Below are 26,452 nucleotides of genomic sequence, written 5' to 3' on the forward strand. Positions count from 1 at the left end.
CCTGGGGGTCTCTAGTGACTTCTGTTTAGATGAACTGCCCGCTGCTCGCCATCTGCTGAAGCAAAGACCAGGCCTGAAGATCAAAATTAGCCGCCATGGGCAAACGACTCACCACCAGAAGAAGGCAGATACCAAACATATAGAAGATCGACCAACGGAAGAGCCCCTTGGCTCGATCAACATTCTCCGGAGCAGCACCTAGCTGATGAACCATTTGCAGCAGACGAGCATTGAAAGGGATCAACAAAAGTCCGTAGAGCAAGCCCCCCTCCGGCAAGGCCCAGACACCAAAACCGCTGAGTAGAACCGTGGCCCAGCCATAACGAGAAATGGCTCTGACTGTGACCACAGGGCCCTTAACAACAGGAAGCATAGGGATCCCCACAGCTCTGTAGTCGTCTCGCAGCAACAGGGCCAGTGCCCAAAAATGCGCTGGGGTCCAAAGCATTACCAGGGAGAACAACCACCATCCACTAAGGCCCACATGCCCGCTGGCCGCAGCCGCACCCACGAGAGGGGGGATCGCTCCAGCAACCCCTCCGATAACAATGTTTTGGGGCGTGCGGGGCTTCAAGATCGCCGTGTAAAGCAGCACGTAACTGCACAGACCCAGCAAAGACAGGCCAGCCGCAAGACAGTTCACACCACTCACCAACAGAGCCGCTGCCGCCAAGGTGCAAGAGATGGCACCGATGAACGCCGCAGTTGAAGACAAGCGTCCTGAAGGCAAAGCCCTACCACTTGTGCGTTGCATGCGCCCATCAAGATCCTGTTCCCAAATGCAGTTGAGAACACCAGCAGCAGCAGCAGCCAGAGCCCCTCCTCCTAGGGTGCAGGCCAGCCTGAGAGAAGGTAGGGGCCAACCTTCAGATAGCGCCATCCCACCAAGGGTTGTTGCCAAAAGCAGTGGAATTAAGCGTGGTTTGGCAATCTCCAACCAAGCTGGCAGCTTGATCCGCTTGCGAGAAGGCACGATCTGCTCCCGGGTCACCCCCCCCTGGAGCATCTCTGGCGTTGAACTAACCATGAGAATGGTCTATCGAGGATGCATCACCAACGGCAGACACCGCCAAAGGAGATCCTTCCGGATTACGGAAGGTAAGGGCTGCAAGCAAGGCCACAAGCAGAGTTGCAACTAGCTGATGGCAAACCGTCACTGCGGGCTGGGATAGTCCAAGCTGCAAGGTAAGAAATCCAAGGCCTACCTGGGTCACAACAAGTCCTAAAGCAGATATCAAAAAAGGCCACTGGCGTCGAGGCCAGCCACCGACCAAGAGAGCAGTGCCAACAAAGATCACTACGCATGCTGCAACGGGTGTGGCAGAACTACGGTGCCAATCCAGCCATTGACAGGCCTGTCCGCCATTCAGGCAACGCTGGGCCGCCCAGGCAGTGGCCATACGACCACCAAGAAGACACTGACCTATCACTGCCAACAAGGAGGCTCCACCCATCAAGCGCCACCACAAAGGCGGTGACTCAACAGAAGAGGACAACAAGCCCTGAGCTAGAGCACTCACCGCCGCCACAAGTGTGAGAGCAAATGCCAGATGCGCCGTCACCACACCAGAAGGCAAAAGCTGCAAGACAGTCAGGGCTCCAAGAGCTCCCTGGACTAAAACTAAAGCCACCAGGCCGCCGCAGACCCAGGGAAGCCAAGCGGGCAACTGAGAACGCCAAAAAAAAGCAGCCCCTAATTGCGCTAACAGGGCAAGGCCCACCACAAAGGCATCAAGGCGATGAAACCACTCAAGAAAAACCTGGACATTCATCTGACGCCCAGGCAGAAGAGAGCCGTAACAGAGAGGCCAATCCGGACAAGCCAACCCTGCCTCCATCACACGCGTTGCGCCTCCGATCACAACCAGCGCAATCAAGGCAACGACAAGATGAACAGCCAGCTGAGCAAGACGCCAGCGAACCCGAGGCAGAGACGACATCATGCTACTATGCTAGAATGAAAGGCTGTAAATCGATGGAGCAGCTTTAATCCCAAAGATCAGGCTTGTTATCTCTGAGAATGTAGCGATTGAATCATCAGATTCACCTTGTCTAGACGACTGCAACATCAACACTGGTCGCCAAATCACCCATCCCTGACAGAAGCGCTCAAGCAAAAAAACCTAACTTCATCAGACACCTTGCAAAATAAGGATTTCTTGCAAAATTTGCGACGACTTAATAATCACTGCATGTTGCCTTGGAGCGATCTCCATAGCCTTAAAAGATCCAAATAGATTCCGTGCGGACTCCCTTTGCCATCCTGACGCTGGCGTTGGTCATTGCCCTTGTACTTGGAGGCCTATGGATTGGCCAGAACGTCAATCTGCTCCCTGTTGATGCAAGTGCGAATGCACCCGTATACGACGAACTCTTCCGAGTCCTTTTCAGCATCGGGGCAATCCTTTTTCTCGGCATTGTCGGGCTGATTGTATTCAGCCTGATTAAGTTCCGCAGACGTCCTGGCCAATTGGATGACGGCCTGGCGATTGAAGGCAATCTCCCTCTTGAAATCTTTTGGACAGCTGTACCTGCTGTAGTCGTCTTGTTTGTTGGGCTTTACAGCTTCGACATCTACGACCGCATGGGCGGAATGGTTCCATTAGCCCATGACGCCCATGACCATCAGATGATGGACATGAAGGAACAAATCTGGGGAGGGATCGGTTCTGTCGCCGATGCCTCCAGTGCTGACAACAGCCTTACCGCATTAGCGGTGGAAGTCACCGCAATGCAGTATGCCTTCCTGTTCCACTATCCCCAAGGCGACATCATTTCAGGTGAGTTGCACGTGCCTCTAGGCCAACCTGTGACATTGCGCATGGAATCCAAGGATGTCATCCATGCCTTCTGGGTTCCCGAATTCCGCATCAAGCAAGACATCATTCCTGGTCAGCCCACTCTCTTGAACTTCACAGCAACCAAGCCAGGCCGCTATCCAATCATCTGCGCCGAACTCTGCGGTCCATACCACGGGAACATGCATACGAAAGTGATTGTCGAAGCGCCCGGTGACTACGACACCTGGTTCAGCAACAACTCCAAAACAACGGTTTCAGAAGCATGACGGTTGCTATCTCTCCTCCTAGCAAACAGCAATCAGATGGTCTTCAACCAACTGGCTGGTTGCGTTACTTCAGCTTCAGCCTTGACCACAAGGTCATCGGTCTGCAGTACTTGGTTTGCGGATTCATCTTCTACCTAATCGGCGGAGTGCTTGGTGGCGCCATCCGCATCGAACTAGCCAGCCCCATTGCCGACTTCATGGCCAGGGATGTCTACAACCAGGTGCTAACGCTGCACGGCACGGTGATGATCTTCCTGTGGATCGTGCCGGTCGTGAACGGTGCCTTCGGCAACTATCTTATTCCGTTTTACGTGGGAGCCCGTGATATGGCCTTCCCTCGACTCAATGCCGTGGCCTTCTGGATGATCCCTCCAGCTGGCCTGTTGCTGATCAGTAGCTACTTCATTACTGGTGCTGCTCAATCCGGCTGGACGGCCTATCCACCGCTGAGTATCACCACCCCGGCCGCAGGACAGATCTTATGGATTCTCAGTGTTCTCTTGCTTGGCGGTAGCTCAATCTTTGGTGGCATCAACTTCATCGCCACCATCCTCAAGCTGCGGCAGCCCGGGCTCAAGCTGATGCAACTACCCATGTACTGCTGGGCGATGCTCGGCACAAGCATCCTGGTGGTGCTCTCCACGCCAGTACTAGCTGGAACACTGGTTCTTTTAAGTTTCGACATCGTTGCCCATACAGGATTCTTCAACCCCAGCCTGGGCGGAAACGCAGTCGTCTACCAACATCTTTTCTGGTTTTATTCCCACCCAGCTGTATACATCATGGTGCTGCCAGCCTTCGGATTGGTCAGCGAAATCCTTCCTGTTCACTGCCGCAAACCACTTTTTGGCTACACCTCAATGGTGTATTCAATCATGACCATCGTGATCCTTGGCCTCGTGGTTTGGGCACATCACATGTTCACCAGTGGAACACCTCCTTGGATGCGCCTCTTTTTCACCATTGCCACATCCTTCATTGCCGTACCTACAGGAATTAAGTTCTTCAACTGGCTGGCAACACTCTGGGGAGGTCGCATCTCTCTAAACAGTGCTGTGCTTTTCTCCTGTGGCTTCATTGTCAACTTTGTGCTTGGCGGCATTACTGGCGTAGCACTTGCACAAGTTCCATTCGACATTCACGTGCATGATACCTACTTTGTTGTTGCCCATTTTCACTACATCGTCTATGGAGGTTCGGTGTTTGTGATCTTTGCCTCTATTTATCACTGGTATCCAAAATTCACTGGGCGCATGCTCAATGAGTCTCTGGGGCGGTTTCATTTTTTAATCACTTTCATCGGCTTCAATCTTTGCTTTGCCCCACAGCATTGGCTAGGCCTCAACGGCATGCCCCGCCGTGTTGCGGAATACGACCCGCAATTCACCGTAATCAATCAAATCAGCAGTGTTGGGGCCTTGCTAATGGCCATCAGCACGCTGCCCTTTCTCTGGAACGTCGTGCAGAGTGCATTAAGCGGCCCCATTGCCGGAGACAATCCCTGGAGGGCGCTTACTCCTGAATGGCTCACCAGCTCCCCACCACCAGTGGAAAACTGGAGAGGCAAAGCCCCTCTGGTAACAGAGCCCTATGGCTATGGCGTACCTGAAGAGCAGCTCAACTTAGAAAAAACCAGCAACATTGATAGTGATCTAGGAAGCAAAAGCCAATGACATCCCTTCCAACGATCGACCATGACTATGAGGAGCAGGCTGATCTAGCAGATGAACATGCTGAGCTTGGAGAGGAACATGCTGATCACCGCATGTTCGGCCTAGCCACCTTCCTAGTGGCTGATGGCATGACCTTCGCGGGCTTTTTTGTCGCCTATCTCACATTTCGGGCTGTCAATCCCCTGCTACCTGATGCGGTTTATGAATTAGAGCTGCCCCTCCCCACCTTGAATACGGTGTTACTCCTCGTGAGCAGCGCCACTTTCCATCGAGCTGGCCAAGCTCTGAAGCGCAATCAATCAGGCCAGTGTCAACGTTGGCTGTTCATCACTGCTGGCCTTGGGCTGGCCTTTCTAGCCAGCCAAATGGTCGAGTACTTCACACTGCCATTTGGCCTCACAGACAACCTTTACGCCAGCACCTTCTATGCCGTTACAGGCTTTCACGGGCTACACGTCACCCTAGGGACGATCATGATATTGATCGTGTGGTGGCAGGCGCGTTCACCAGGCGGTCGTGTCACCAGTGAAAACCATTTCCCCCTCGAAGCCGCTGAGCTCTATTGGCACTTCGTAGACGGCATCTGGGTGATCTTATTCATCATCTTCTACCTTCTCTAAAGCCAAGGCCCTACATCTCAATCAAGAGAAGTTCGAAAAATAACTTGCCACAGTCGGAAGAATTCGTCAGAATCAACACGAATAAACCTGGCGAAATGCTCGTCGGAAAAGAACTTCTAGACAAGGCCAGGTCACTCAGCAACCGTCCTGAGGATGAGATTGCTCGTGGCTGCGGATACGTGGGGCCAAGTGGACGTGTCTTGCGCAAGAGTTTCTATCGAGCTCTCGTGGAAGCCAAGGGTTACAAGCTTCCCTCCAGCAGTGGAGGGCCAGCGGCTTCCCGCGGTCGGCAGGCCGAGTTTCGCACTCGAGTCCACGGAAATGGCAACCTGCTTATTGGGCACGCCTATACACGCAGACTCGGCCTAGAACCTGGTCAAGAGTTCCGAATCGAAATCCACCGAGAATCAGGTGCTATCTGGTTGCTACCACTAGAAAATGAGGGTGACAAGAAGTAATTTGCCCCCTCCTTAATGCTTTGGTCTCTCCATCATCAACATCGCCTTAGAGACACCCGAAAATTAGCAATTGGCACAACTGAATAGATCTTTTTTAGCTATTTCAGGTGAGTGCAGGGGGCTGGTTGTCGTCGTGCAGGGTTGAGCTAAAGGCAATCAAGTCAATGCCACTAAACAGAAAGCTGATTCCCACCAATACTCCGAGTACCCACGACAGCTGCCAAAACTTCATAGTCACAATCAACAAGCCAAGAATAAAAGTAATCACCCCATTGGCAATTGCCCAGCCAGACCCAGTGCGTTTTGCGTGAGCCAGTCCAGTACAGAAAGCCACGACACCCTCTGCCAAAAACACGATGCCAATCGCCAAGGCAAATGTCGCCACCTGAACAGCTGCTTCAGCAGGGTTCTTCATATTGGAGATCATCGATGCGCCTGCTACCAAGAACAGTGTTGATACCACTAGACGCCAAAAACAAACCCAACGGGCCATACGGGAAGAGCGAGCAAGGTTGCTAATCCAGCCAACGATGCCGCCCACCAGAAACAACACAGCAATCAACCCGGTCGTCCAACTTGCAGCGACCACCGGAAAGATCAAAGCCAACACACCAAGCACGATCAACACAATGCCTTCAGCAATCGCAAAGGCCTTGAAAGTGACCAAAGAATCCTGACTTTCATCAACGATCATGAAATGTTCAAAATGAACAGCATCTGAACGCTATTGAGGGTCTCCTGATCCGGCCATGCTTTCTAAGATCCATGTGGAAAAGGCTTAGCGACTCAGCTCCACCCATGGCTGGCCAGCCACTCCGTTGAGATCTCTTGAGTGTTCCGGTTACTTGCCATTGGCAAATGAGGCGCCCCTGCCAAAAGACGCTCGGTGTATTTGGCCAACAGATCGGCCTCCAGATTCACCACAGATCCAACCTCCAACTGTTGCAAAGACGTGCTCGTCCAGGTATGAGCTATCACCGCTATCCAAAACCGGCTGCCGTCTTCAACGCATCCCGCAACAGTGAGACTGATGCCATCTAAAGCAATGCTGGCTTTTTCGCAGACATAGCGTCCGAAGGCAGGATCTTGCCAGCAGACCTCCAGATACCAGGACGTTGAGAGAGCATCCAGAGCCACCACCTCTCCAGATCCATCAACATGGCCACTGACCAGATGGCCTCCGAGACGGTCGCAGAGGCGCAGGGCTGGTTCAAGGTTCACAACCCCACCGCGATCCGCCTTGGCCCCAAGGCTGGTTCGACAAAGCGTCTCCTCACTGACATCAGCACGAAAACCATCTGCGATCAATTCAGCCACCGTCAGGCAGACCCCATCAACAGCCACACTGTCTCCCTCTGCCAGAGGTGCTAATGGGGAACAGCCTTGCACCAACAAGCCCGTCGCTCGACGCTGCACCCGTCCCACCGCCTGAACTAGCCCCGTAAACATGGCAGGCCGTATGTGGCAACATCACTGGCCATAATCGGACAAAAGGGGGATGGGGGGTCAGTGGTCGAGATGAGCGTTGCCGGTCTCGCACTAGACGCGTCCAGCCGCAGCCCAATCGTGCTGCTCAGGGATCCATCCGGACGAAGACAGGTGCCGATCTGGATCGATCAAGCCCAGGCGCACAACATCATGGCCGGAATTCAGAACTCACCTATACCAAGACCACTGAGCCACGACCTCATGGTGGCCCTGCTCAAAGCAGGAAATCTTCAACTTGAGAGGGTCATCATCCACGCGATTGAAGACAACACATTCCAGGCTGTACTCAAACTTCGTCTCAAGGCATCAGAGGAAGAACCGAAGGAAGAGAAGACTCCTGAGGAATCAACACTGCTGCTTGATATTGATGCTCGTCCTAGTGATGCCATCGCCCTTGCAGTCCGCACCAAAAGCAGCATCTGGATGCTCGAGGAGGTCGTAGCAGAAGCCTCAATTCCTGTAGATGCCGAGGCTGACGCAGAAGATCAGAACGAATTCCGCCGCTTCCTTGATGAAGTGAGTCCTGCGGCTCTGGTCCGTCACCTCCAAACCCGTGAAAGTGAAACAGACGAACCCTTCAATTCTCCCGATCCCGATCCCGATCCCGATCCCGACCACCAGGAATGATGCCAATACGACGCCCCTTTGGTCGGGGACCGGCAGTGAGCATATTCACCCTTGGGACGATGAGGGCAATCGGCTCAGTCGAGCAAATGTATGGGGTTGTTAAAGCTGCCCAGGCCGCAGGCATTAACCACATCGAAACCTCCCCGGCCTATGGCCCGGCAGAAAGTTTTCTTGGCACTGCTCTGCGACAGCTGCAACACAACCAAGCTGAACCTTCTGGAGGCTGGGTCATCACCAGCAAACTTCTGCCAGGGCTAAGCCTGAAAGAAGGGCAGTGCGAATTGCACAACCTTTTGGCGCGACTTGGACGACCCAAGCTTGAAAACCTTGCAGTTCATGGCCTCAATCGCCCTGAGCACCTGGAGTGGGCCCTAAGGGGAGACGGCGCAGCGCTACTGCGTTGGGCTGAGGAAGAGGGTCTTGTTGTCCAAGTGGGATTCACTAGCCATGGCTCATTTCCCCTCATCAAGGAAGCCTTAGCAAGCGGTCGTTTTCAATTCTGCAGCCTGCACCTGCACCTCCTAGATCCCGAACGTATTCCCCTGGCACAGGAGGCCCTTGCATCAGGCATGGGTGTGATGGCCATCTCCCCTGCTGATAAAGGAGGACGGCTTCAAGACCCAAGCCCAACCCTGGTTGAGGACTGCAGCCCACTCTCGCCTCTCCAACTTGCCTATCGCTTCCTGCTGGCTGCAAAGATCAGCACCCTCAGCCTTGGTGCTGCTCAGCCAGAGGACCTGACACTTGCTGCGCAGTTGGCCAACGCCGATGGGCCACTCAATCAACGCGAGCAAAGAGCCCTCAACCAACTTCGCCGACAAGGTGAGCGCCGCCTAGGCAAAAATCGCTGCGGCCAGTGCAAAGCCTGCCTGCCCTGCCCAAATTCTGTACCCATACCAGATCTACTACGTCTACGAAATCTGGCCGTAGGCCATAACCTTCAAGCCTTTACAGAAGAGCGTTACAACCTGATCGGACGAGCAGGACACTGGTGGGAAGGTATTGATGGCAGCGCCTGCGAGCGCTGTGGCGAATGCCTACCCCGCTGTCCCCATCACCTGCCGATCCCGGATCTCCTCGCTGACACGCACCAACGCCTAGCGGCAGCTCCCAGGCGCAGGCTATGGGGTTGATTGGCTCCAACGCTGATCGAGCTCAATCTGCTGAACAGCTGTAAGCACTGGTAAGGACCAACAACGCGACCAGACCTCCTTGGATGGCAACACAATGGAGCGATAGGCCTTAGGAATCGCTCTTAAAGCAAGACGCAACTCTGCACGTGGCAAGGGAGGGATCCAACCACCGGCAAGCAATTGTCCCAGCAGAGGCTCCTGCCAAGACTGCTCGACCCATTGCTGTGGCAATGGCTCCCGAGTCAAGGCAGACCGCACAAGAACAGTCCAATTCAATGGAGCTCCACTGTTGGGGAGTACCACGCTGAGCCTTGGGTCCCGACGCAAGCTCGGCAAACAGCGCTGTAGCGGCAATACCGCGACCCGAGCTTTCCCTTGAATTAACCAGTTGAGGCCCTGCCGATCATCAAAGGTGTAGGCCTGAGCACGCAGCTGCCGCAATCCATCAGCAACCTGCATCCTCTCAGCCAGAGACATCACAAGACGGGGGCTCTGGGGTAACACCACCCGCCCCTTAAGAGCCGGGTCTAACAAAACCCGCCAGCCAGACCTTGCCTGTAATGCCCAAGGATCACCCTGACGAAAGAGCAACACCCAGGGGCTGACCCCAACAGGCAGCACTCGAGACTGAAGGGCTGGTCCCAGGCTGGCTTCAAAAGCCCTCGCCTGATCATCGAGCCGGTCTTGAAGCCCAGGCGCTTCGATCCGCTGCAAGGCTTTTTCGGGCAAGCTCGTCAGCCAGCCATCACCAAGAGCCAAAAGGTCATTGCCCTGCTCGAGTGCGGCGATGAAAGGGTTTCTACCTGCATCAACTTCAATCGGTTGATAGCTCCAAGGCACGGGCAAACTGCGCCGCCATTTCTTTGGCAACGTTTCCGGAGTTGCTCTCAACAAAGGGATTGCTGAGGCACGTCCACAGCTCGCTAAGCCCATCAGCCCAGCCATCAAGCCCAGTTTTAGCAGCTCTCTTCGTCCAAGCTGCCTTTGTTCAAGCATGGCGCCACTCATCGATCAGACCCTACGGGGCAGAGAAAAGCTCATGAGCAAGACGTCCCCAACAATTTGTTCATAGCTTGATCACACGCCTCCAACAGCTGCTCACAAGAAGCCCCTTGAAGCTGAGCCAATAGCGCCAGGGCTCCAGCACCAACACCTTCTTTGACATATCCAAGCTCATAATCCTGAAGAGCCCGATGCTGACTGTTATGGAAACGCAGCCCTGTGGCCAAGCCCAAAAGGCGAACACCGAAAGACTCCCCTACGCAATCGATCAGACACTCAAGTGCACCTTGCCGGCCATCTGAACGCTTAGCCTCCTCTGCCAGCCAAGACGTGGTACCCAGCACAATCCCATCAACCATGTCCTGGCGATGGAATGGTTCCATAGCTGCCAAGGCCAGAGCCAGCACGGCCACCATCTGACTGCCACCGCCAAGCATGACAGGCTGACCAGCCTCTCTTGCACCAAGTAGCAGCCCAACAGCTACGGGCTGAAAAGGATCACCTAAGGCCGCAATCACTCGCTGAGGTGGAGGGTTAAACCCCAAGGCCGCTTTACTCAATCCACGATCAACCAACTCCTGTTTCAAGACCATCGGTACCTGACGAGCACTACCACTGATCAGATCAGCAACCTGCAAGCCAAGCCCGGTGAGTACAGCCTGAGCCGTGGTCGTTCCTCCAGGGACACATTCGGCCAATACCAAAGGACGACGAAGACCTCGCCCAAGGCAAAAGCCACGCTGCCAGAGAGCATGCACACGCGACAGACTCATCGCCTCCCCAGTACTCAAACAAGTAGCCGGACCCATTCCCGGCGCCTCCAGGCGCAGATGGGGGAATGGTGGCGACAGGGTTAAGCCCACCGCCGCCACCAACGGGTCTACGCCAATCCAACGAGCGGCAACATAACTAATCAGGGCCGGTGAGATCCCTGCAGGAAGAGGTGGAAGCGAGCACAGCCTTGGCCTATCAGGGCCCTTAAGCAGCAATTCCGCATCTGCCACAGCTGTGTAGCGACGGGCAGCTGAGGTAGCACCTGCCGCCGAAATGCCCTCCACCTCGGCAGTACGCGTGCCAGCCAACACCAACAGCAAAGAAAACCCCAGACCCCCATCCCGCCAGGGCCTTAACCATCTCTCCTGCGCGGCTGGAGACGCACCTGCACCAAAGGCTTTACAACCTAAAGGTAGACCTCTGGGAGGCGAACCCAGCTTGAGATTAGAGGGGATCCAGGGCAACGAGGCCATGCAGAAGTCTGGGGGGCTCAGGAATTGGTCCCTGCAGCCGAGGAAAAATCCAGAAGGCCAGCGCATGAAGAACAAGCACGTAGACCAACTCTTGAAAAACAACCAAAGCAAAGGCCATCAGCTGCACATGATTGAGATCTGGGGCCAAAGGCAGATTGAGCAGGTCCACCAATCGATCAAGCAAACCTGATCCTGCTCGGGTGATCACCACCCAAAGGTTCTCACCCACCAAAAGCGACAGCACCACAACCCTTACCAGAAAACCCGCTGTTCCAATCACAACTCCACACCCCCAACTCACCCACCAGCTCAGCCCACGATGCCAACTCCAGCCAAGCCAGAACGATAGAAGGCCATAAGGGAACAGCACCAAGGGACCACGAACAGGCCCCATCAAGGCAATCAACAAAAGCACCGCCAGGGCAACGCCCTCTAGCCCTGCCTTAGAACCGCGACGCACATGCAGCAGGGCTAAAGGCAACGGCAACGCCAGCCGAAATAGGGCTCCACCAACAGGGAGGTAATAGAGCGCCACCCAGATCAGAGCTGAAGCAGCCGCAAGGTAAGAAGTCTCCATCATTCTCAGGGCCTGGCGACGGCTTATGGGTTGAGAAGCTCTCGAACCCTTGCGCAAGCCACCAAACCAGATCAAGGCTGCGCTCCGATACCGGAAGGCGGCACTCTGATCAAAGACTGATCCTTGACCCGTTCAATCGTCTCAACCTCAAAAGTCACTCCAGCCATTCGTAATGCCTGAGTGACGGCTTCTGCGGGCGCCGAAGGATCGGCACCGGACAACTTGATGGTGATGCGATAAGGCTGCGGGGTAACAGGGTTACTAGCCAACTCTGGCTTCTGCTCAACCTGTCTCGATGTCTGAGGATTAGCAGCTTCCGGGTTGCTCACGTCCTGATCAGGAGCTCTTGAGTCAGATGAAGAGTTCGTGGGTTCTGGATCACTGGAAACAGGTGCGACAGGCACAGGCTCCTGCGTGGGAGCATCAAAACTGTTCGCAAGTTCCTGACCAAACGGCGTATTGGCGCAGGACTGCAACATCAACATAAGCAGCGGAACACACAGGCTTAACCCATCAGCAAGTAATCCCCTTGCACTCACCTTGAGCATCAAACCTCACCAGGCTTGATGACCCGAACAGCACTGGCTCGCAACCGACCTGTCTTGGTAGTAGCAGGAGGTTTACGAGTTTTTGGTTTGCTTGCGGCGGGTTTTTTGCTGGTTGTTGAAGTGCTCTTTTTGCGTCGACTTGTCTTCTTACTTAAAGCCTTGGCAGCCAATAGCTCCACTGCTACATCAAGAGAAATGTCGTCGACGCCCTTCCCTTCAGGTAACGAGGCATTGAGCTTGCCCTGCTTGACATACAAGCCATAGGGACCGTCAAAAACCTGCACCGTCTCCTCACTCCCCTCCGGGATGCCAAGGTCTTTCAACGCAGTCCGGCCGCCCCTGCCACGCTTGGGCATCGCCAAAAGCTCGAGTGCACGGCTCAGCCCCACCGCCAGCACGTCATCCTCCCCCTTAAGGGAGCGATAGTCCTTCTCTCCCTTGCTCTTATCCCAGACCACATAGGGTCCGAAGCGACCCAAACCCGCCTGAATTCGTCCACCATCAGGATGCTCTCCCAGTAAGCGCGGCAAACGCAGTAAGCCCAGTGCCTCATCAAGGCTGAGCTCATCAGGCTTCTTACCTTTGGGCAAGGATGCCCGCTTCGGCTTGGGGTTGTCCTCACCCACCTGGCCTCGTTGCACATAAGGCCCGTACTGACCAAAAAGGAGGTAAACCTGATCACCGGTTTCCGGGTCTTCCCCAATCGATTCCGGGCCATCAGCTTTCTGCTTGAGAATCAGCTCGGCTTTCTCTGCATCAAGATCAGCAGGGGTGATCTCTTGAGGGAGGGAGGCCTTAAGCGATTCCTCCTCGCCGTCATCACCCACTCGCTTGGCTTCCAGATAGGCCCCAAAACGACCGATGCGCACCACACAGGGCAATCCCTCCAGATCCACAGTGCGAGACAAGCTGGAGTCGATGTCACCTTCACGCTGCTGAACCTGACTCTCAAGGCCCTTTTCGCCCTTGTAGAAGCCTTCGAGATAAGGCAACCACTGCACCTTGCCCGTGGAAATCTCATCAAGCGTGAATTCCATCCGAGCCGTAAAGCTGGTATCGACAAGATCGGGGAAATGCTCCTCTAGAAGAGCGGTTACAGCAAAAGCAGTGAAGCTGGGAGTAAGGGAGTTGTTTTGCAATGCTGCATAACCCCGATCAACGATGGTGCCGATGATGCTGGCGTAGGTGGAAGGCCTGCCAATGCCCTCCTTCTCGAGCATCTTCACCAGTGAAGCCTCGCTATAGCGAGCCGGCGGCTGAGTCTGGTGACCGAGGGCCTCCACATCCTGCAGCGTGGGCGAATCGTCAACCGCTAAATCAGGCAGCAAAACTTCCTGGCCTTCCAAGGCAGCGTCTGGATCATCACTGCCCTCCACGTAAGCGCGAAAGAAACCTGGGAAATCAATGCGCTTTCCCGTGGCCCGAAATTTGGCATCAGCCACACGAAGATCAACCGCCAGCATGGTGAGTCGAGCCTCGGCCATCTGGCTGGCCACTGTTCGCTTCCAAATCAATTCATATAGGGCCATGTCGCGCCCTTCAAGTCCAGATTCACTTGGGGAACGGAAGCTTTCACCCGCTGGTCGTATCGCTTCGTGAGCCTCCTGGGCATTGCGTGACTTAGTGCTGAACTGACGTGGAGTTTTGCTCAGATAATCATCGCCATAGCGTGACCCCACGCAGCTCCGAGCAGCCTGAATAGCCTGCTGGGATAGATGCACAGAGTCAGTTCTCATATAGGTGATGAAGCCACGCTCATAAAGCCCCTGAGCACACCGCATCGTTTCCCTGGCCGAAAACCGCAACTTGCGATTTGCCTCCTGCTGCAAAGTGCTTGTAGTAAAAGGAGGCACCGGTTTACGGACCGTTGGCTTCTCTTCCACCGCCTCAACCCGCCACTGACTGCTGCGCACGGACTCGGAAAGAGTGAGCGCATCTGATTCGCCAAGCAGTCGAACATTTCTGCCAGCCTTTAAAGTGCCTGTCGTTTCATCGAAATCACTGCCGGTAGCAATCTTCTGGCCGTCCAGACTGGTGAGCTTTGCCTCAAATTGACCACCACCCTTATCAAGTTTGGCCTTTAGGTCCCAGTAGCTGCCGCTACGGAAAGCCCTACGGGCACGTTCACGCTGCACAAGCAACCGCACTGCTACGGACTGCACCCGACCGGCGGAGAGTCCCCATGCCACCTTCTTCCACAACAGAGGCGAAAGCGTGTAGCCCACCAAACGATCAAGAATCCGTCGCGTCTCCTGGGCATGGACCAGCTCCATGTCGAGATCTCTGGGCTGATCAAGAGCCTTAGCAATGGCTTCTTTGGTGATCTCGTGAAACACCATCCTCTTGACAGGCACTTTGGGAGCCAACAGCTGCAGCAAATGCCAGCTGATGCTTTCGCCCTCTCGATCTTCGTCAGTTGCCAACAACAGCTGATCAGCCTCCTTCAAAGCTGCCTTCAGCTCCTTGACCACCTTCTTTTTGTCCTTCGGAACCACATAAAGAGGTTCGAAATCCGCGGTGGTGTTCACGCCAAGGTTGGCCCATTTCTGCCCCTTCTGGGCCGCAGGGATCTCACTGGCGTTGTTGGGCAAGTCGCGCACATGGCCCATGGAGGCCTCCACACGGAAGTCCTTGGGCAGAAACCCTCGAATGGTTCTCGCCTTGGTAGGGCTTTCGACAATGACCAGAGTGTTCGCCACAGACGATATGTAACCGTTCCAATCTTTATCGCACCGGCAAGCGAGCTGCATGATGCGATGTTCTCAATAAGGTATAGCAAGGCAGCACAGCTAAAGTCACGGAAATTGGTCTGATCGTGCACGCGTCATGCCCGAAATGGGTATATTTCTTCTCGCCACCCAGGCCATGGCAGCTCCAGGGGAGCTGCTCAACCTTGCACTCAATGCTGGTGCGATTGCCCCTGAAGGGGCTGTTCTCGTCGCAATGCTGGCGACCCTACTTGTGGACTTGGCCGGTGAGCAGGCTGCAGCCCGCTGGGTCCCCCCCATTTGTTATGCCGGCCTTGGCACAGCACTCGTGCTCCTCGCCCAGCAATGGAATGCCCCTCTGGAGCCCTCGTTCCTTGGAGCTTTTCTGGCTGACAACCTGGCCATTGCCTTTCGGGCCGTGGTGGCGCTCTCTACCTTGCTGTCACTACTGATCAGCTGGCGCTACGCGGAACAGAGCGGCACGCCAATTGGTGAATATGCCGCCATCCTTCTGGCCGCAACCCTCGGGGCAATGCTCCTTTGCGGCTCAACTGATCTTGTGAGCGTGTTCGTCTCCCTCGAGACCCTCTCCGTGGCGAGCTACCTACTGGCTGGCTACATGAAACGAGATGCCCGTAGTTCCGAAGCAGCACTCAAATATCTGCTGGTGGGCTCCGCCGCAGCAGCAGTCTTTCTCTACGGCGCCTCTCTTCTCTACGGGCTCAGCGGCACCACGAGCTTGCAGGCTATTGGCATTGCTTTACTCACCAGCCCTACTCCACTGGCCGCACTATCACTGGTCTTCGTACTTGCCACGGTGGCCTTCAAAATTGCTGCGGTGCCTTTCCACCAATGGACCCCGGATGTCTATGAAGGATCGCCAACTCCAGTGGTCGCATTCCTCTCAGTGGGGTCTAAAGCTGCTGGCTTTGCTCTTGCACTGAGGTTGTTGGTTGGTTGCTTCGGTGCCTTCGACAACCAATGGAAATTGCTTTTCACCGTGCTGGCTGTGTTGAGCATGACCCTGGGCAACGTCGTCGCGCTGGCGCAGACTTCAATGAAGCGAATGCTGGCTTACAGCTCCATCGGCCAGGCAGGATTCGTGATGATCGGCCTGGTGTGCGGAACCGAAGACGGCTTCGCTGCAATGGTTCTCTATATGGCGGCCTATCTATTCATGAACCTGGGAGCCTTTGCCTGCATCATCCTCTTCTCGATCCGCACGGGAAGTGATCGAATTTCTGACTATGCAGGTCTCTATCAGAAGGATCCCTTGATAACGCTGGGACTCAGCCTCTGCCTTCTTTCCTTGGGTGGCATCCCTCCGATGCTCGGATTTTTTGGCAAGATCTATCTTTTCTTTGCTGGCTGGGCCGACCATCAATACCTCCTCGTCGTTGTTGGCCTAGTGACCTCCGTAGTGTCGATTTATTACTACATCTCTGTCATCAAAATGATGGTGGTCAAAGAACCAAAAGAAGCGTCCGATGTCGTGAAGTCCTATCCATCAATCCAGTGGTCAACGATTGGCATGCCTCCACTGCGAATAGCACTAGTGGGTTGCGTTGTTGTAACAGCCGTTGGGGGGATTCTTTCAAATCCTCTCTTTCAATGGGCGAATAATGCCGTGGCCGGCACGCCGCTTCTCCAGGAAGCCATCGCTCTAGGCAGCCAACGATCCATTGGCTAATCCAACGGCAAGCAGCACACCCGTCGCCGTGCTGAGCGATGTCAGCAAGCTCTACGGACAAGGTGCTGGAACAGTAAAAGCTCTAGACCATCTCAATTTGATCGTGTATCAAGGCGATTATTTAGCCGTGATGGGTGCCAGCGGCTCGGGCAAGAGCACAGCCATGAACATTCTCGGTTGCCTGGATCGTCCCACCAGCGGCAGCTATCGGCTCAACGGGGTAGCAGTCGAAGATCTCGATGATGACGCTCTGGCGAATCTGCGCAATCAAGAACTGGGCTTTGTTTTTCAGCAGTTTCACCTACTCCCTCAGGCCACAGCCCTGGAGAATGTAATGCTGCCAATGATCTATGCCGGGGTGCCTGCTGTCCAGCGAAGAGAACAAGCTGAACAAGCTCTCGAGCGAGTAGGTCTCAGCAAACAAATGGGGAACCGCCCCAATCAACTCTCGGGAGGTCAGCAGCAGCGTGTTGCAATTGCCCGAGCAATTATCAACCAACCAGCTCTACTGCTAGCTGATGAACCCACGGGTGCTCTCGACTCAAGAACCACAGAAGATGTTCTCAACCTTTTCGATGAGTTGCATCATCAGGGGATCACTCTGGTCTTGGTCACCCACGAAAACGATGTTTCCGAAAGGGCCGACCGAATGGCGCGCTTCCACGATGGTCAAGTCGTTCGGGACTAGAGCGCTGAGCTAGCTGCTACTGATATCAGATCAATCAAAGAATGAACCAAACCGATTCCCCTAATCGCATCGAAATATCTGGTAAAACCCAGCCTCTTACCGTGGCCATAGTGGATGACGACTCCAGAGTTCGTGAGTTGCTCAAGGAGGAAATTCAAGAAGAAGGTCATCACGTCTTGAGCTTTGAATCGGCCGAAACCTTTCTTGAAAACAGCTCTTTGGAGAGCATTGATTTAGTTCTGCTGGACCTGATGATGCCAGGCATGAATGGGCTGGAATGCCTGCAGCAACTGCATCGACAAGCTTGTCCTGACAAATTGCCGAGGATTGTTGTTGTATCCGCCCTCAGTGACGCAAACAAGCAGCGCCAGGTCCTTGAGGCCGGTGCTGAAAGCTATGTCATCAAACCAGACCTCTTCGAGAGACTTCCCACCCTCCTAAATGGATCCACACCCTGAAGAAGGGGCCCACGCATAACCATTGATTGCAGAAGGTCTGGATCCAGACAAACTGCTTAAGTAGACACCAGGTTGATTGCATGAATGACTAACGCATCATCACCGAGAACCAGAGTCCTATTGGTGGATGATGAACCGAAGCTGACAGAACTTCTACGCCTAGAGCTTGATGTTGAGGGTTATGAGGTCAGCGTGGCGGACGATGGCGCCTCAGGGTTGATCAAAGCTCGAAGTGATCCATCACCAAACCTAATCATTCTTGATTGGAACCTTCCTGATTTCACAGGTGTCGATATCTGTCAACGTATTCGGTCTAGTGGCATGAAGACACCGATCTTGATGCTCACAGGTCATGACGATGTCACCGATCGCGTCAAGGCACTGGATGCTGGAGTTGATGACTATCTAACCAAACCCTTCTCTATTGAAGAGCTCATGGCCAGATTACGAGCCATGCAACGCAGAGCAGAGCAGTTCTCAAGAGGCTCTGGCATCGAGCATCAACCAGAGACCATGCAAGTGGCGGACTTAAAGATGAACACCAGCACAAGGGATGTAACACGTGACAATCGCACGATTCAACTTTCCGTAAAAGAATATGAGTTACTACATTTCCTAATGGTTGGCGCAGGAAAAGTTCACGAGCGTGGCGCCATTATGAAAGCTGTATGGGGAGAAGACTTCTTCGGAGATGACAATCTTCTAGACGTTTACATCCGCTATCTGCGCCAAAAGATTGAACAAAAAGGTGCTGCTACTTTGATTCAAACAGTTCGCGGGGTTGGCTTCATCCTTCGAGAAGAATAAAATACGTACAAATTACCTTAGGCTTTTACAATGAAAAGGCCTGAAGCTATATTCTCATGAAGAAGGACTTCGTTCCCCCAGCGCATTTCCACAAAGGTGTTTTTCTTTATAGACGACTTCGAAACTGTATCCGCAGAATAAATCTTCCTGCTTCTAGACAGTATTCTCTGAGACTGGCTGACATGGATAACTTTCAATCGGTTGCATTACAATGCACATCTTAAGAGGTGCATAAAGATCAATTTTATTCTTTATTAAAGCGTGTTGAATGTCAAATTATCGAGCTTCATTTAGAGACGGAAGCGAAGGCCAGCCTCAACTCCAAACGCACCCGAAGTATCAGTATTAACATTATCAATTGCTTGGGGCGGAGCCCAACCGTAAATAACTTGCCCAAACACATCAACTTCTCCAGAAACTGCGTAAGTAACACCAATACCTCCACCATAAACCCACGCTGCGTCGTTAGTCTTATCTCCCCAAACGGGACCGGCGCCAGCATGAAGGAAGGCAAGGCGTCCAATTCGAATTAGTGGGAATATCTAGGGCCAAACCTAAGTCGACTCTCCAAAATAGTTATTCTCATCAGAATCATATTTATGACCAGTTACAATAAAGCTATGTATATCATGCCATCTATGCGCAGATATATCAGCCCGGATAGACCCAAAATCGCATCCAATGTCTATGCCGCCAGCCAAGACAGTACGCTCATCAGCAGATACACTTTGACCGCGAAGATCTCCATCTACCGTTTTACTTAAGCATGCTCCAATCCCTATCTGGATGCAAGGACCCAATCGAGATTCACTTGCCTGTTTTTCCTGCGCACCAGCAGGCTGAACTGAGCCTATTAGAAGAGAGAGTAAAATTGCCGATGATGGCATTGAAGCTTTGATTATGTTTTTCAATTTAGAATAAATGAATTTTAAATTACAAGCGCTTATATTGCGCTTATCTCATTTTTACAATTTATCGCATAAAAGTGAGGATTAGCGATCTTGAATCGCTATTTAACCGTGAGGATTTGCGCAAATTGTATTCTCAATATTCAGAATTCATCCATTGGGAGAGATCAAAAGATTTCTTTTCCCTTCGCGAAGCAAGGTTTTAATTGATCAAGGCCGCTCGAGACTCTCGATCAACTGACCGACCAACAGCGAAACCGGGTCGACACCTGAAGCCATGAGTGGATTTAGATCCAACTCACCGGGATCCATCGCAACCCAACCGCCACCCTGAGGGCGTCTCAATTCGAAATGGAGATGTGGACCAGTGCTTAAGCCGGTACTACCAACCCGACCAATCACCTCCCCTTGACGAACCCGCTGACCCGGCCGCAGATAAATCTCTGAAAGATGGCCATAAAGCGTGCGCCTGCGAGGAGCATCATGTTCCAGTTCAACAGCGATGCCATAGCCCCCAGCCAGACCGCTACTGATAACAGTTCCCGTTAATGCCGCCACCACAGGAGTGCCTTCTGGTGCGGCTAGGTCTTTACCCGCATGCATCAACCAACTGCCAATCACAGGATGCAAACGCATGCCGAATTCACTACTGGTAAAAGCCCCACCAATGATCGGGAAAAGAAGCTGACGATCTCCATTCCCTCGCAGGGGCTTGGGCCTCGGAGTCACCGCAAACACTGAAGACAAGCTGAAGCCACTCCCAGAGCCTGCCAACAATGCCGAAACCGGAACCGTAAGCGGCGGCAATAGCCGACCGCCAGGGCCACGGCGCAGCAAGCTGAACTGGGAACGACCTCGACGGCCCCTGGACCGCAGAGCAACGCCACTGGCACATTCCTTGGCTGACAGAGCACCACGACGACAGGCCTGCTGCATCCGAGGCACATCGATCGTCAAACCCACCCCATGCCCCTCCAACTGTCGGCGTTCCGCTGAAGTGATCACCTTGTTGCGCTCCAGCTCTTCAAGAGATTGATCAAACCTTTGCGGCCGCTCAAGTTGACTAGCCTCACGCGCAGGCAACAACGGTGCTTGCCGAACCGCTTGAGCAACAGGATCCATTGGCTTGGCAAGGACAGGCACTGAAAGCAGCCATGCAGCAGCGAACCAGCGAAACGGCACCCGATCGGATCCCCAGACAAGAAAAACTATAGGAAAAGTCCAACTCAGTTATCACCAACGTGTCCAGCGCATGGTCCGAGAACCCTGGCTCAGCAAAAGCGACCCATCCAGTCCCAGTCCGATCACGTCCAAGAGTTCACCACCCTTCGGATCACGAACCTGCTTTGTCCAGAGGCGTCGCTCAGCTTCGGCGCAAACCCAATCGGCTCGACCAGCCAGATCCATGGTTCGATCAAGAGCGCATAGCACTTCTGCCATCCAGACCAGAGGCTGACACTGGCCGGATCGAAGCAACTCATCTAAGGCAATCCCTTCTCTGGGCACACGGTTGCAAACATTCAAGCCAAGACCAATGCGGGCCAGCCTGACGCGACTGCCACGGTGCACCAATCGCGGCAAGAGACCAGCCAATTTACGGTCCCCCACCATCAAATCGTTAGGCCACTTGATACTCACGGGCACTCCACGCCGCTCGAGCCTTTCAGCCAGCGCCACAGCCACCGCTACTCCAAAAATACCGGCAGAGCACTGAGCATCAAACCAGGGCAAAGCGGCACTGATCCAAACCCCACCGATCGGTGACTGCCAGACCCGACCACGCTGTCCCCTCCCATGGGTCTGGCGATCAGCAAACAAGGCCCGAGGCTGCTGAGCTGAACAAGGCTGCTGCTTCAGCCAACCAGACAACATCAACTCAGTACTCGCACAGACCGGCTGCCATCGCAACTGCCATGGCCTAGCTCCACAAGACTGCTTACGCCACAAACGGGCAACCGCAGCAGCACCAGTCCATGACTCAGATGTGCGCATGCCACCAAGGCCACATCCGGGCAACTGCCGCCTCCAAATCATCCACCGGATGGACCAGGGCCAGGCGCAGCCAACCATCCCCGCCAGAACCAAAACCTGATCCAGGCGTCAAGGCAACTCCAGTCTGATCCAAAAGATCTGCTGCCAAAGTCTCATCGTTGTAGTTCTGCTGCTTTGCCCAGGCTGGAATCGGCAACCAAAGATAAAGCGCCATTGATGGACAAGGAGCATGCCAACCCAATGCATGGAGAGCTGCCAGGGTTCTGTCTCTGCGCTCCCGGTAAACCCCAAGAATCTCTTGAGGCCAATCTTGGGCATCGGTAAGGGCCGCTATGGCGCCTCTCTGTAAAGCCAAGGATTGGTTGAAATCCACAACACCCTTGAGCTCACGTAGGGATGTAATCAAATGCTCAGCACCAATCGCAAAGGCCAATCGGAACCCACCCAAGCACCAGGCCTTGGAGAAGGAGAAAAACTCAATCCCGCATTCCCTCCAACCAGGACAACGCAACAGAGCTGGCGCCTCACCGTCCAGTGCCAAATCCACATAAGGATTGTCGTGAGCAACCACCACTTGATGACGGATGCCCCGATCCATGGCTTCCGCCAACCAGCTCTGTTCTCCTACCTGGGCTGTGGGGTTATGAGGAAACCCAAAAACCATCATCCGCAACTGGTCCCACTGACTGTTGCTTAAAGCCTTGAAGTCAGGTCGCCATTCCTGCTCCGGTCGTAGCAGCAGTCGTTCAATACGGGCATCGGCCAAGATCAAGCCACCCCGATGTGAAGGATAAGCAGGATCCAAAATCAAGGCAGAATCCCCAGGATCCAAAACTGCCAAAGGCAGGTGGGCCGTTCCCTCCTGTGAACCGACCAACAACAACACTTCCCGGTCTGGATCAACGCTGACACCGAAGCGCCTCTGACTCCACGCAGCGACCGCCTCCCGAAAGGGCCTCGTCGAAGCATGCAAGCAATAGGAAGAGCTCTCAGGTGCCCTTAGAGCAACTTCAATAGCCTCAAGTGCCACCGCTGGAGGTGATAAGTCTGTGGACCCCAGTGACAAATCCAGCAGAGGCAAACGTTGAGGGCCTGAGTTAGCCAGGCGATAAGCCTGCTTACGGCGGTCATTGCGGTCAAAAACGCCACGACCCAATCTGCCTAGACGCCTTGAAGTCACCATCAACGGAAAGCTAAAACTGTGTTTTGGTGATCGGTTACTACATCAAATAAGCAGCCGTTAAGAACTCCGCAAATGAGGCAAGAAATCTTGCAGCGCAATGCTCTGCCGATGAAATCCATCCCCTTTCAGAGCTTGTCGATGGCGCGCTTCAGTTCCTCCAACTCAGCATCCACCTCAGCCACCTTGACAGCCTCCACCTCTGGGCCATTGGCATCCTTACTCTCCTCAAGTGAAGACGTCTCCGCGGCGGGCAAGGCCACTGCCTCAGCCCCCCCCTCAAGACGCTGACGAAGAGCAGATAGTTCATCATCAACATCGTTCCCACCTTCAAGAGCAGCAAACTGACTCTCAAGATCAGCACCTGCGAGCTCCGCGGCAGCCTGACTACTGGCTTCCAAGGCCTGGACCTTGTCTTCCATGCGATCAAAGGCCGCCATTGCAGAGTTAGTGCCGAGATTGCCAACAGCGCTCTGTAATTGCTGCTGGGCCTTTGCCGCCTGTGCTCGGGCCTTGAGCATGTCCTTCTTAGTTCTGGCCTCGGCGATCTTGCCCTCAAGAGCCACTAGGCTGCGCTTGAGAGTCTCCACCTGCCCTTCCTGCCCCTTGAGCTGGTTGGTGAGCGCCGTAGAAGATTCCTGGAAACCCTTACGACGAGTAAGGGCTTCCTTCGCGAGATCCTCCTCACCCTTCTTAAGAGCCAGTTCAGCACGTTCGTACCAGGTTCTAACTTGACCCTCAGCCTGATCAGCCTGATTGCGAAGCCGCTTCTGACTGGCGATGGCCATAGCAACAGCCTGTCGCAACTTGACCAAATCGGCTTGCATGTCTGCAACCGATTGATCAAGGATCTTGACGGGATCCTCAGCCTTACTCACAAGATCGTTGAGATTGGCACGTAATAAGCGGCTTAACCGGTCAAAGAAGCCCATCGAGGCATTGAAAAGACCTCTCGGAGGCTAGCGAGCTGGAGCCAAGACTCCACTTAGGCTTTTGAGATGGCCATAGCTCCTGATCAGCAACGCAAACGGCTTGGTCGAGGAGAAGTGCTGCAAGAAGCGCCTCCTGCCCCCGTCACAGCCCTCTGCAACTGCCTTGAATCCATTAAGCGTGACTGGAAGCGACAAGGCTCCATGGCTGGTCTCTGGCAAGAATGGCCCCGACTAGCAGGCCCCCTGCTTGCTCCTCACTGCCGCCCACTCAACATTCGCCAAGGGGTTTTGATCATCGGCGCCAGCCATCCTCAGTGGAGGCAGGCCCTGCTCTATAACCGCCCCCAACTCTTGGCAGCCCTGCGTGCCGCGGGCCATGACATCAAAGATCTACGCATTCAACAACACCACCCCGGAAGCACCCCAAAGCTGGAAAGTGAAGCCAGCATCTGGGCACGACATCCAAGCAGAATTGATGTTCATGGCATGGCCGCATGTCAGGCCTGCGGGAGTCCTGCCCCAGCTGGAGAAATGGCCCTCTGGGGACGCTGTGGTTTCTGTAGAAGACTGCAACTTGCTGACCCGCCCCAATCGGAGAGCAACGCTTAAATCCTGCTCACGCACCAGGCAAGACGTCTTGCTCGCATGGTGGTCCAAAAGCAAATGACAAGAGCAGGGCGAAGCAGCCACTTCATCCTGCAATTAAGACGACCAAAACATCAGAAACGCTCAGGTCGTGGTTGCCGCCAATCAGTTTGGAAACCTTCAGCTTTGAGCTGATTCGCTCGCTTCTCAAGAGTCCGGCGATCCAACCGCCAAACCCTATAAATCCCGAACTTGCCAAGCAGCTCAGGCTGAAGGTCCTGCCAATGCCTCCTCTGCGTTGTGCCCTGATCAATCACCACGAGAGCGGTTGAAGATCCCATGGGCCCCTCAATAGGCAGACCTGACCATCCCCTGCGCTCTTCGTCTCGTAATCGATCATCCAGGTTCACTAACGCCCCCGCAGAGCGCCCCTCATAAACCACCACCTGATCGGTATAGAAGTGAAGGGAAGGTTTGATTGCCCCAACCATCACCAAGGGTTCGCGAGACTTCTGAGAATCGACCAACAGTTGAGCAACTTGCCTTACAGGCAACTGGCGCACCTTGTCCCCCAACGCCCACATCGGTAAGAACGAAAACAATTGGAAAGCAACCAATGGCCCTTGAAGGGCCAGCAATCGCCCAGGCCGTGGCCGCCAAGCCAACCAGATCCCAAGTAGCACCGAAAGGCTGAAAAAAACTGCTGCCCTGAGTACAAGACGACTGGCCAGCAGTTCTGCCGCAAGGGTGGGCATCTCCGGGTCATAAATCCATTCAACCCAGAACGGTGAAGCCCAAAGCCCTGCCGCTAACAATCCCGCCAAAACAACTGATCCGCCCCATGCCAAAACAAGACCGGGTCGCTGTTGAGGGGAAACACTTGCGGCCAATCCAATCAACAACGCGGCCGCCGGTGTCGCAGGCAACCAATAACTTGGCAATTTTGTGGCAGCGCAAGTGAATAGCAGCAACACAGCTAGCAGCCAAGAGGCTGCAAAACTCTGCAGAGATCCCTCAGGCTCTGTCTGGCAAAGTGCACCTCCCTTCCTGACTGGAACAAAGGCCTGCAACAGCCCAAGGATCAGCAAGGGGGTAAATGGCAGGGACGCAACCACCAAGACAGGCCCGAAAAACCACCAGGGCTGCAGGTGACTATTGACTACTGATGTGAAGCGTTGAAGGTTGTGATAGCCGAAGAAGCTATCCCAAAAAGGTTGTCCCTCCACAAGCAATTCCGCCAAATACCAAGGCAGGCTGATCAGGGCAGTAATCAACAAACCAGGCAGAGGGCGCAACCGCTGCCAAAGGCTGGCCAGATTCCATTGCAGCAAAGCAAATAGAACAAGCACCATGCCAGTCAGCACGACAGCCACTGGTCCTTTGGTCAGCACTGCTAAACCCAAAACAAGCCAGGCCAACCACCATGGCTGGGTACTCGGGGCAGCAAAGCGGCGCCACTGCAGAAGCAAACTCACCCCCAAGGTGCTGCAAAACAAGGCATCGCTAACAGCAACCCGACTCCAGACCATGACCAGTGGCGAAAGAGCAAAGGCCAAGGCCACCGCAACACCTGTTCGGCGTGGACAAGCGTCATTCTTCTGGGGCCAACACATCACAGTGTCGCCAAGGGCCAGCATCATCAAGACAGATGCAAGCGCAGAAGGAAGACGTGCCGCCCATGTCCCTAATGGGTCCCAAACCTCATGGCCGGGCAAGGCATAAATCAACCCCATTAGCCAATAAACCAGAGGAGGCTTGTCGAAGCGAGGCAGACCATTAACCCTCGGCGTCAGCCAATCTCCTGTCGTACTCATGGCACGACCTGCCGCGGCAAAGAGAGGCGGGGTTTCATCAACCAAACCAGAGTCTCCTAACTGCCAAAGGCAGAGAGCTACCCCAAAAGCCAGGATCAGCAGCAGACCTCGACGCCGTTGAAGAGGAGACAGCAACACCGTCGCAGCAAACGTCAGCACCATCTAGTGATGGTGGCATCCCTGACTATGTTCCTGAGCAGACTCAATATCTTCTGAAGTGCCATAGGGGCAGGCCAGCAGAGTGGACCAT

25 protein-coding genes are annotated in these 26,452 nt (G+C 54.2%); 11 read left to right on the plus strand and 14 right to left on the minus strand.

Features of this window, described 5'->3' with window-relative positions; translation table 11 throughout:
• Nucleotides 1-25: 25 nt before the first annotated feature.
• Both SIB68_RS06045 and SIB68_RS06050 read right to left on the minus strand, forming a co-directional pair.
• Complete coding sequence (locus SIB68_RS06045; RefSeq protein WP_063400098.1) at nt 26-1,027, minus strand: heme o synthase; 1,002 nt, start codon at nt 1,025-1,027, stop codon at nt 26-28.
• Nucleotides 1,020-1,943 (minus strand): COX15/CtaA family protein, encoded by a 924-nt coding sequence (locus SIB68_RS06050; protein WP_063400097.1) that lies wholly within the window; start codon nt 1,941-1,943, stop codon nt 1,020-1,022. The genes SIB68_RS06045 and SIB68_RS06050 overlap by 8 nt, the downstream gene beginning before the upstream one ends.
• Before the next feature lie 299 nt (nt 1,944-2,242).
• On the opposite strand from SIB68_RS06050, the gene SIB68_RS06055 reads away from it, so the two are divergent.
• The 4 genes from SIB68_RS06055 to SIB68_RS06070 all read left to right on the plus strand — a co-directional run bounded on the left by SIB68_RS06055 (nt 2,243) and on the right by SIB68_RS06070 (nt 5,818).
• On the plus strand, nt 2,243-3,067 hold the full coding sequence (locus SIB68_RS06055) for a cytochrome c oxidase subunit II (RefSeq protein WP_063400096.1): 825 nt from the start codon (nt 2,243-2,245) through the stop codon (nt 3,065-3,067).
• Nucleotides 3,064-4,740, plus strand: a complete 1,677-nt coding sequence (gene ctaD / locus SIB68_RS06060; protein ID WP_063400095.1) for a cytochrome c oxidase subunit I — start codon at nt 3,064-3,066, stop codon at nt 4,738-4,740. The genes SIB68_RS06055 and ctaD overlap by 4 nt, the downstream gene beginning before the upstream one ends.
• Entirely contained in the window at nt 4,737-5,360 is a 624-nt protein-coding gene (locus tag SIB68_RS06065; protein WP_063400094.1) for a heme-copper oxidase subunit III, read from the plus strand. Before ctaD ends, SIB68_RS06065 begins: the two co-directional genes overlap by 4 nt.
• 95 nt (nt 5,361-5,455) lie before the next feature.
• Nucleotides 5,456-5,818: an AbrB family transcriptional regulator gene (locus SIB68_RS06070; RefSeq protein ID WP_011825310.1), complete on the plus strand. Its 363-nt coding sequence runs from the start codon at nt 5,456-5,458 to the stop codon at nt 5,816-5,818.
• Nucleotides 5,819-5,921: 103 nt separating this feature from the next.
• On the opposite strand, the gene SIB68_RS06075 is transcribed toward SIB68_RS06070, so the two are convergent.
• Nucleotides 5,922-6,512, minus strand: a complete 591-nt coding sequence (locus SIB68_RS06075) for an HdeD family acid-resistance protein (RefSeq protein WP_063400093.1) — start codon at nt 6,510-6,512, stop codon at nt 5,922-5,924.
• A 92-nt stretch (nt 6,513-6,604) separates the two neighbouring features.
• Complete coding sequence (locus SIB68_RS06080) at nt 6,605-7,267, minus strand: riboflavin synthase (RefSeq protein WP_063400092.1); 663 nt, start codon at nt 7,265-7,267, stop codon at nt 6,605-6,607.
• 69 nt (nt 7,268-7,336) lie between these two features.
• On the opposite strand from SIB68_RS06080, the gene SIB68_RS06085 reads away from it, so the two are divergent.
• Together SIB68_RS06085 and SIB68_RS06090 are read left to right on the plus strand one after the other, a co-directional pair.
• Complete coding sequence (locus SIB68_RS06085; protein ID WP_196757104.1) at nt 7,337-7,933, plus strand: bifunctional nuclease family protein; 597 nt, start codon at nt 7,337-7,339, stop codon at nt 7,931-7,933.
• Nucleotides 7,930-9,066 carry an aldo/keto reductase gene (locus SIB68_RS06090; RefSeq protein ID WP_063400091.1) on the plus strand — a complete coding sequence of 379 codons (1,137 nt, stop codon included), beginning with the start codon at nt 7,930-7,932 and terminating at the stop codon, nt 9,064-9,066. Before SIB68_RS06085 ends, SIB68_RS06090 begins: the two co-directional genes overlap by 4 nt.
• Here the strand turns inward: SIB68_RS06090 and SIB68_RS06095 are convergent.
• The 5 genes from SIB68_RS06095 to topA all read right to left on the minus strand — a co-directional run bounded on the left by SIB68_RS06095 (nt 9,055) and on the right by topA (nt 15,139).
• A complete protein-coding gene (locus SIB68_RS06095; protein WP_063400090.1) occupies nt 9,055-10,074 on the minus strand; it encodes an ABC transporter substrate-binding protein in 1,020 nt (339 codons plus the stop codon). The two genes, SIB68_RS06090 and SIB68_RS06095, sit on opposite strands and share 12 nt — an antisense overlap.
• Nucleotides 10,075-10,103: 29 nt before the next feature.
• Nucleotides 10,104-11,315, minus strand: coding sequence for a nicotinate-nucleotide--dimethylbenzimidazole phosphoribosyltransferase (locus tag SIB68_RS06100; protein WP_063400089.1), 1,212 nt, complete (start codon nt 11,313-11,315; stop codon nt 10,104-10,106).
• Nucleotides 11,287-11,895 carry a DUF2232 domain-containing protein gene (locus SIB68_RS06105; protein ID WP_063400301.1) on the minus strand — a complete coding sequence of 203 codons (609 nt, stop codon included), beginning with the start codon at nt 11,893-11,895 and terminating at the stop codon, nt 11,287-11,289. Before SIB68_RS06105 ends, SIB68_RS06100 begins: the two co-directional genes overlap by 29 nt.
• A 68-nt stretch (nt 11,896-11,963) precedes the next feature.
• Nucleotides 11,964-12,440 carry a hypothetical protein gene (locus tag SIB68_RS06110; protein WP_063400088.1) on the minus strand — a complete coding sequence of 159 codons (477 nt, stop codon included), beginning with the start codon at nt 12,438-12,440 and terminating at the stop codon, nt 11,964-11,966.
• Complete coding sequence (gene topA, locus SIB68_RS06115) at nt 12,440-15,139, minus strand: type I DNA topoisomerase (protein WP_196757103.1); 2,700 nt, start codon at nt 15,137-15,139, stop codon at nt 12,440-12,442. Before topA ends, SIB68_RS06110 begins: the two co-directional genes overlap by 1 nt.
• A gap of 127 nt (nt 15,140-15,266) precedes the next feature.
• On the opposite strand from topA, the gene SIB68_RS06120 reads away from it, so the two are divergent.
• From SIB68_RS06120 to SIB68_RS06135, 4 genes are all read left to right on the plus strand, one after another.
• Entirely contained in the window at nt 15,267-16,838 is a 1,572-nt protein-coding gene (locus tag SIB68_RS06120; protein ID WP_063400086.1) for an NAD(P)H-quinone oxidoreductase subunit N, read from the plus strand.
• Nucleotides 16,831-17,526: an ABC transporter ATP-binding protein gene (locus SIB68_RS06125; RefSeq protein ID WP_063400085.1), complete on the plus strand. Its 696-nt coding sequence runs from the start codon at nt 16,831-16,833 to the stop codon at nt 17,524-17,526. The genes SIB68_RS06120 and SIB68_RS06125 overlap by 8 nt, the downstream gene beginning before the upstream one ends.
• Nucleotides 17,527-17,567: 41 nt before the next feature.
• On the plus strand, nt 17,568-17,984 hold the full coding sequence (locus tag SIB68_RS06130; RefSeq protein WP_063400084.1) for a response regulator: 417 nt from the start codon (nt 17,568-17,570) through the stop codon (nt 17,982-17,984).
• Between the two features lie 84 nt (nt 17,985-18,068).
• A complete protein-coding gene (locus SIB68_RS06135) occupies nt 18,069-18,791 on the plus strand; it encodes a response regulator transcription factor (RefSeq protein ID WP_063400083.1) in 723 nt (240 codons plus the stop codon).
• A 1,118-nt stretch (nt 18,792-19,909) separates the two neighbouring features.
• Here the strand turns inward: SIB68_RS06135 and SIB68_RS06140 are convergent.
• From SIB68_RS06140 to SIB68_RS06155, 4 genes are all read right to left on the minus strand, one after another.
• Complete coding sequence (locus SIB68_RS06140) at nt 19,910-20,881, minus strand: M23 family metallopeptidase (RefSeq protein WP_063400081.1); 972 nt, start codon at nt 20,879-20,881, stop codon at nt 19,910-19,912.
• A 51-nt stretch (nt 20,882-20,932) separates the two neighbouring features.
• On the minus strand, nt 20,933-21,691 hold the full coding sequence (locus SIB68_RS06145; RefSeq protein WP_063400080.1) for a biotin--[acetyl-CoA-carboxylase] ligase: 759 nt from the start codon (nt 21,689-21,691) through the stop codon (nt 20,933-20,935).
• On the minus strand, nt 21,678-22,874 hold the full coding sequence (locus SIB68_RS06150) for an aminotransferase class I/II-fold pyridoxal phosphate-dependent enzyme (protein ID WP_063400079.1): 1,197 nt from the start codon (nt 22,872-22,874) through the stop codon (nt 21,678-21,680). The genes SIB68_RS06145 and SIB68_RS06150 overlap by 14 nt, the downstream gene beginning before the upstream one ends.
• Before the next feature lie 125 nt (nt 22,875-22,999).
• Nucleotides 23,000-23,803 carry a PspA/IM30 family protein gene (locus SIB68_RS06155; protein ID WP_011825292.1) on the minus strand — a complete coding sequence of 268 codons (804 nt, stop codon included), beginning with the start codon at nt 23,801-23,803 and terminating at the stop codon, nt 23,000-23,002.
• Between the two features lie 66 nt (nt 23,804-23,869).
• Between SIB68_RS06155 and SIB68_RS06160 the strand changes: the two genes are divergently transcribed.
• The gene (locus tag SIB68_RS06160) at nt 23,870-24,412 is read left to right on the plus strand and encodes a DUF721 domain-containing protein (protein ID WP_063400078.1); all 543 of its coding nucleotides are present in this window, start codon (nt 23,870-23,872) and stop codon (nt 24,410-24,412) included.
• A gap of 110 nt (nt 24,413-24,522) precedes the next feature.
• Here the strand turns inward: SIB68_RS06160 and SIB68_RS06165 are convergent, their stop codons facing one another.
• Complete coding sequence (locus tag SIB68_RS06165; RefSeq protein ID WP_063400077.1) at nt 24,523-26,364, minus strand: ArnT family glycosyltransferase; 1,842 nt, start codon at nt 26,362-26,364, stop codon at nt 24,523-24,525.
• Nucleotides 26,365-26,452 lie beyond the last annotated feature (88 nt).

The organism is Prochlorococcus sp. MIT 1323 (genome assembly GCF_047304905.1).
Classification (GTDB): Bacteria; Cyanobacteriota; Cyanobacteriia; order PCC-6307; family Cyanobiaceae; genus Prochlorococcus; species Prochlorococcus marinus_D.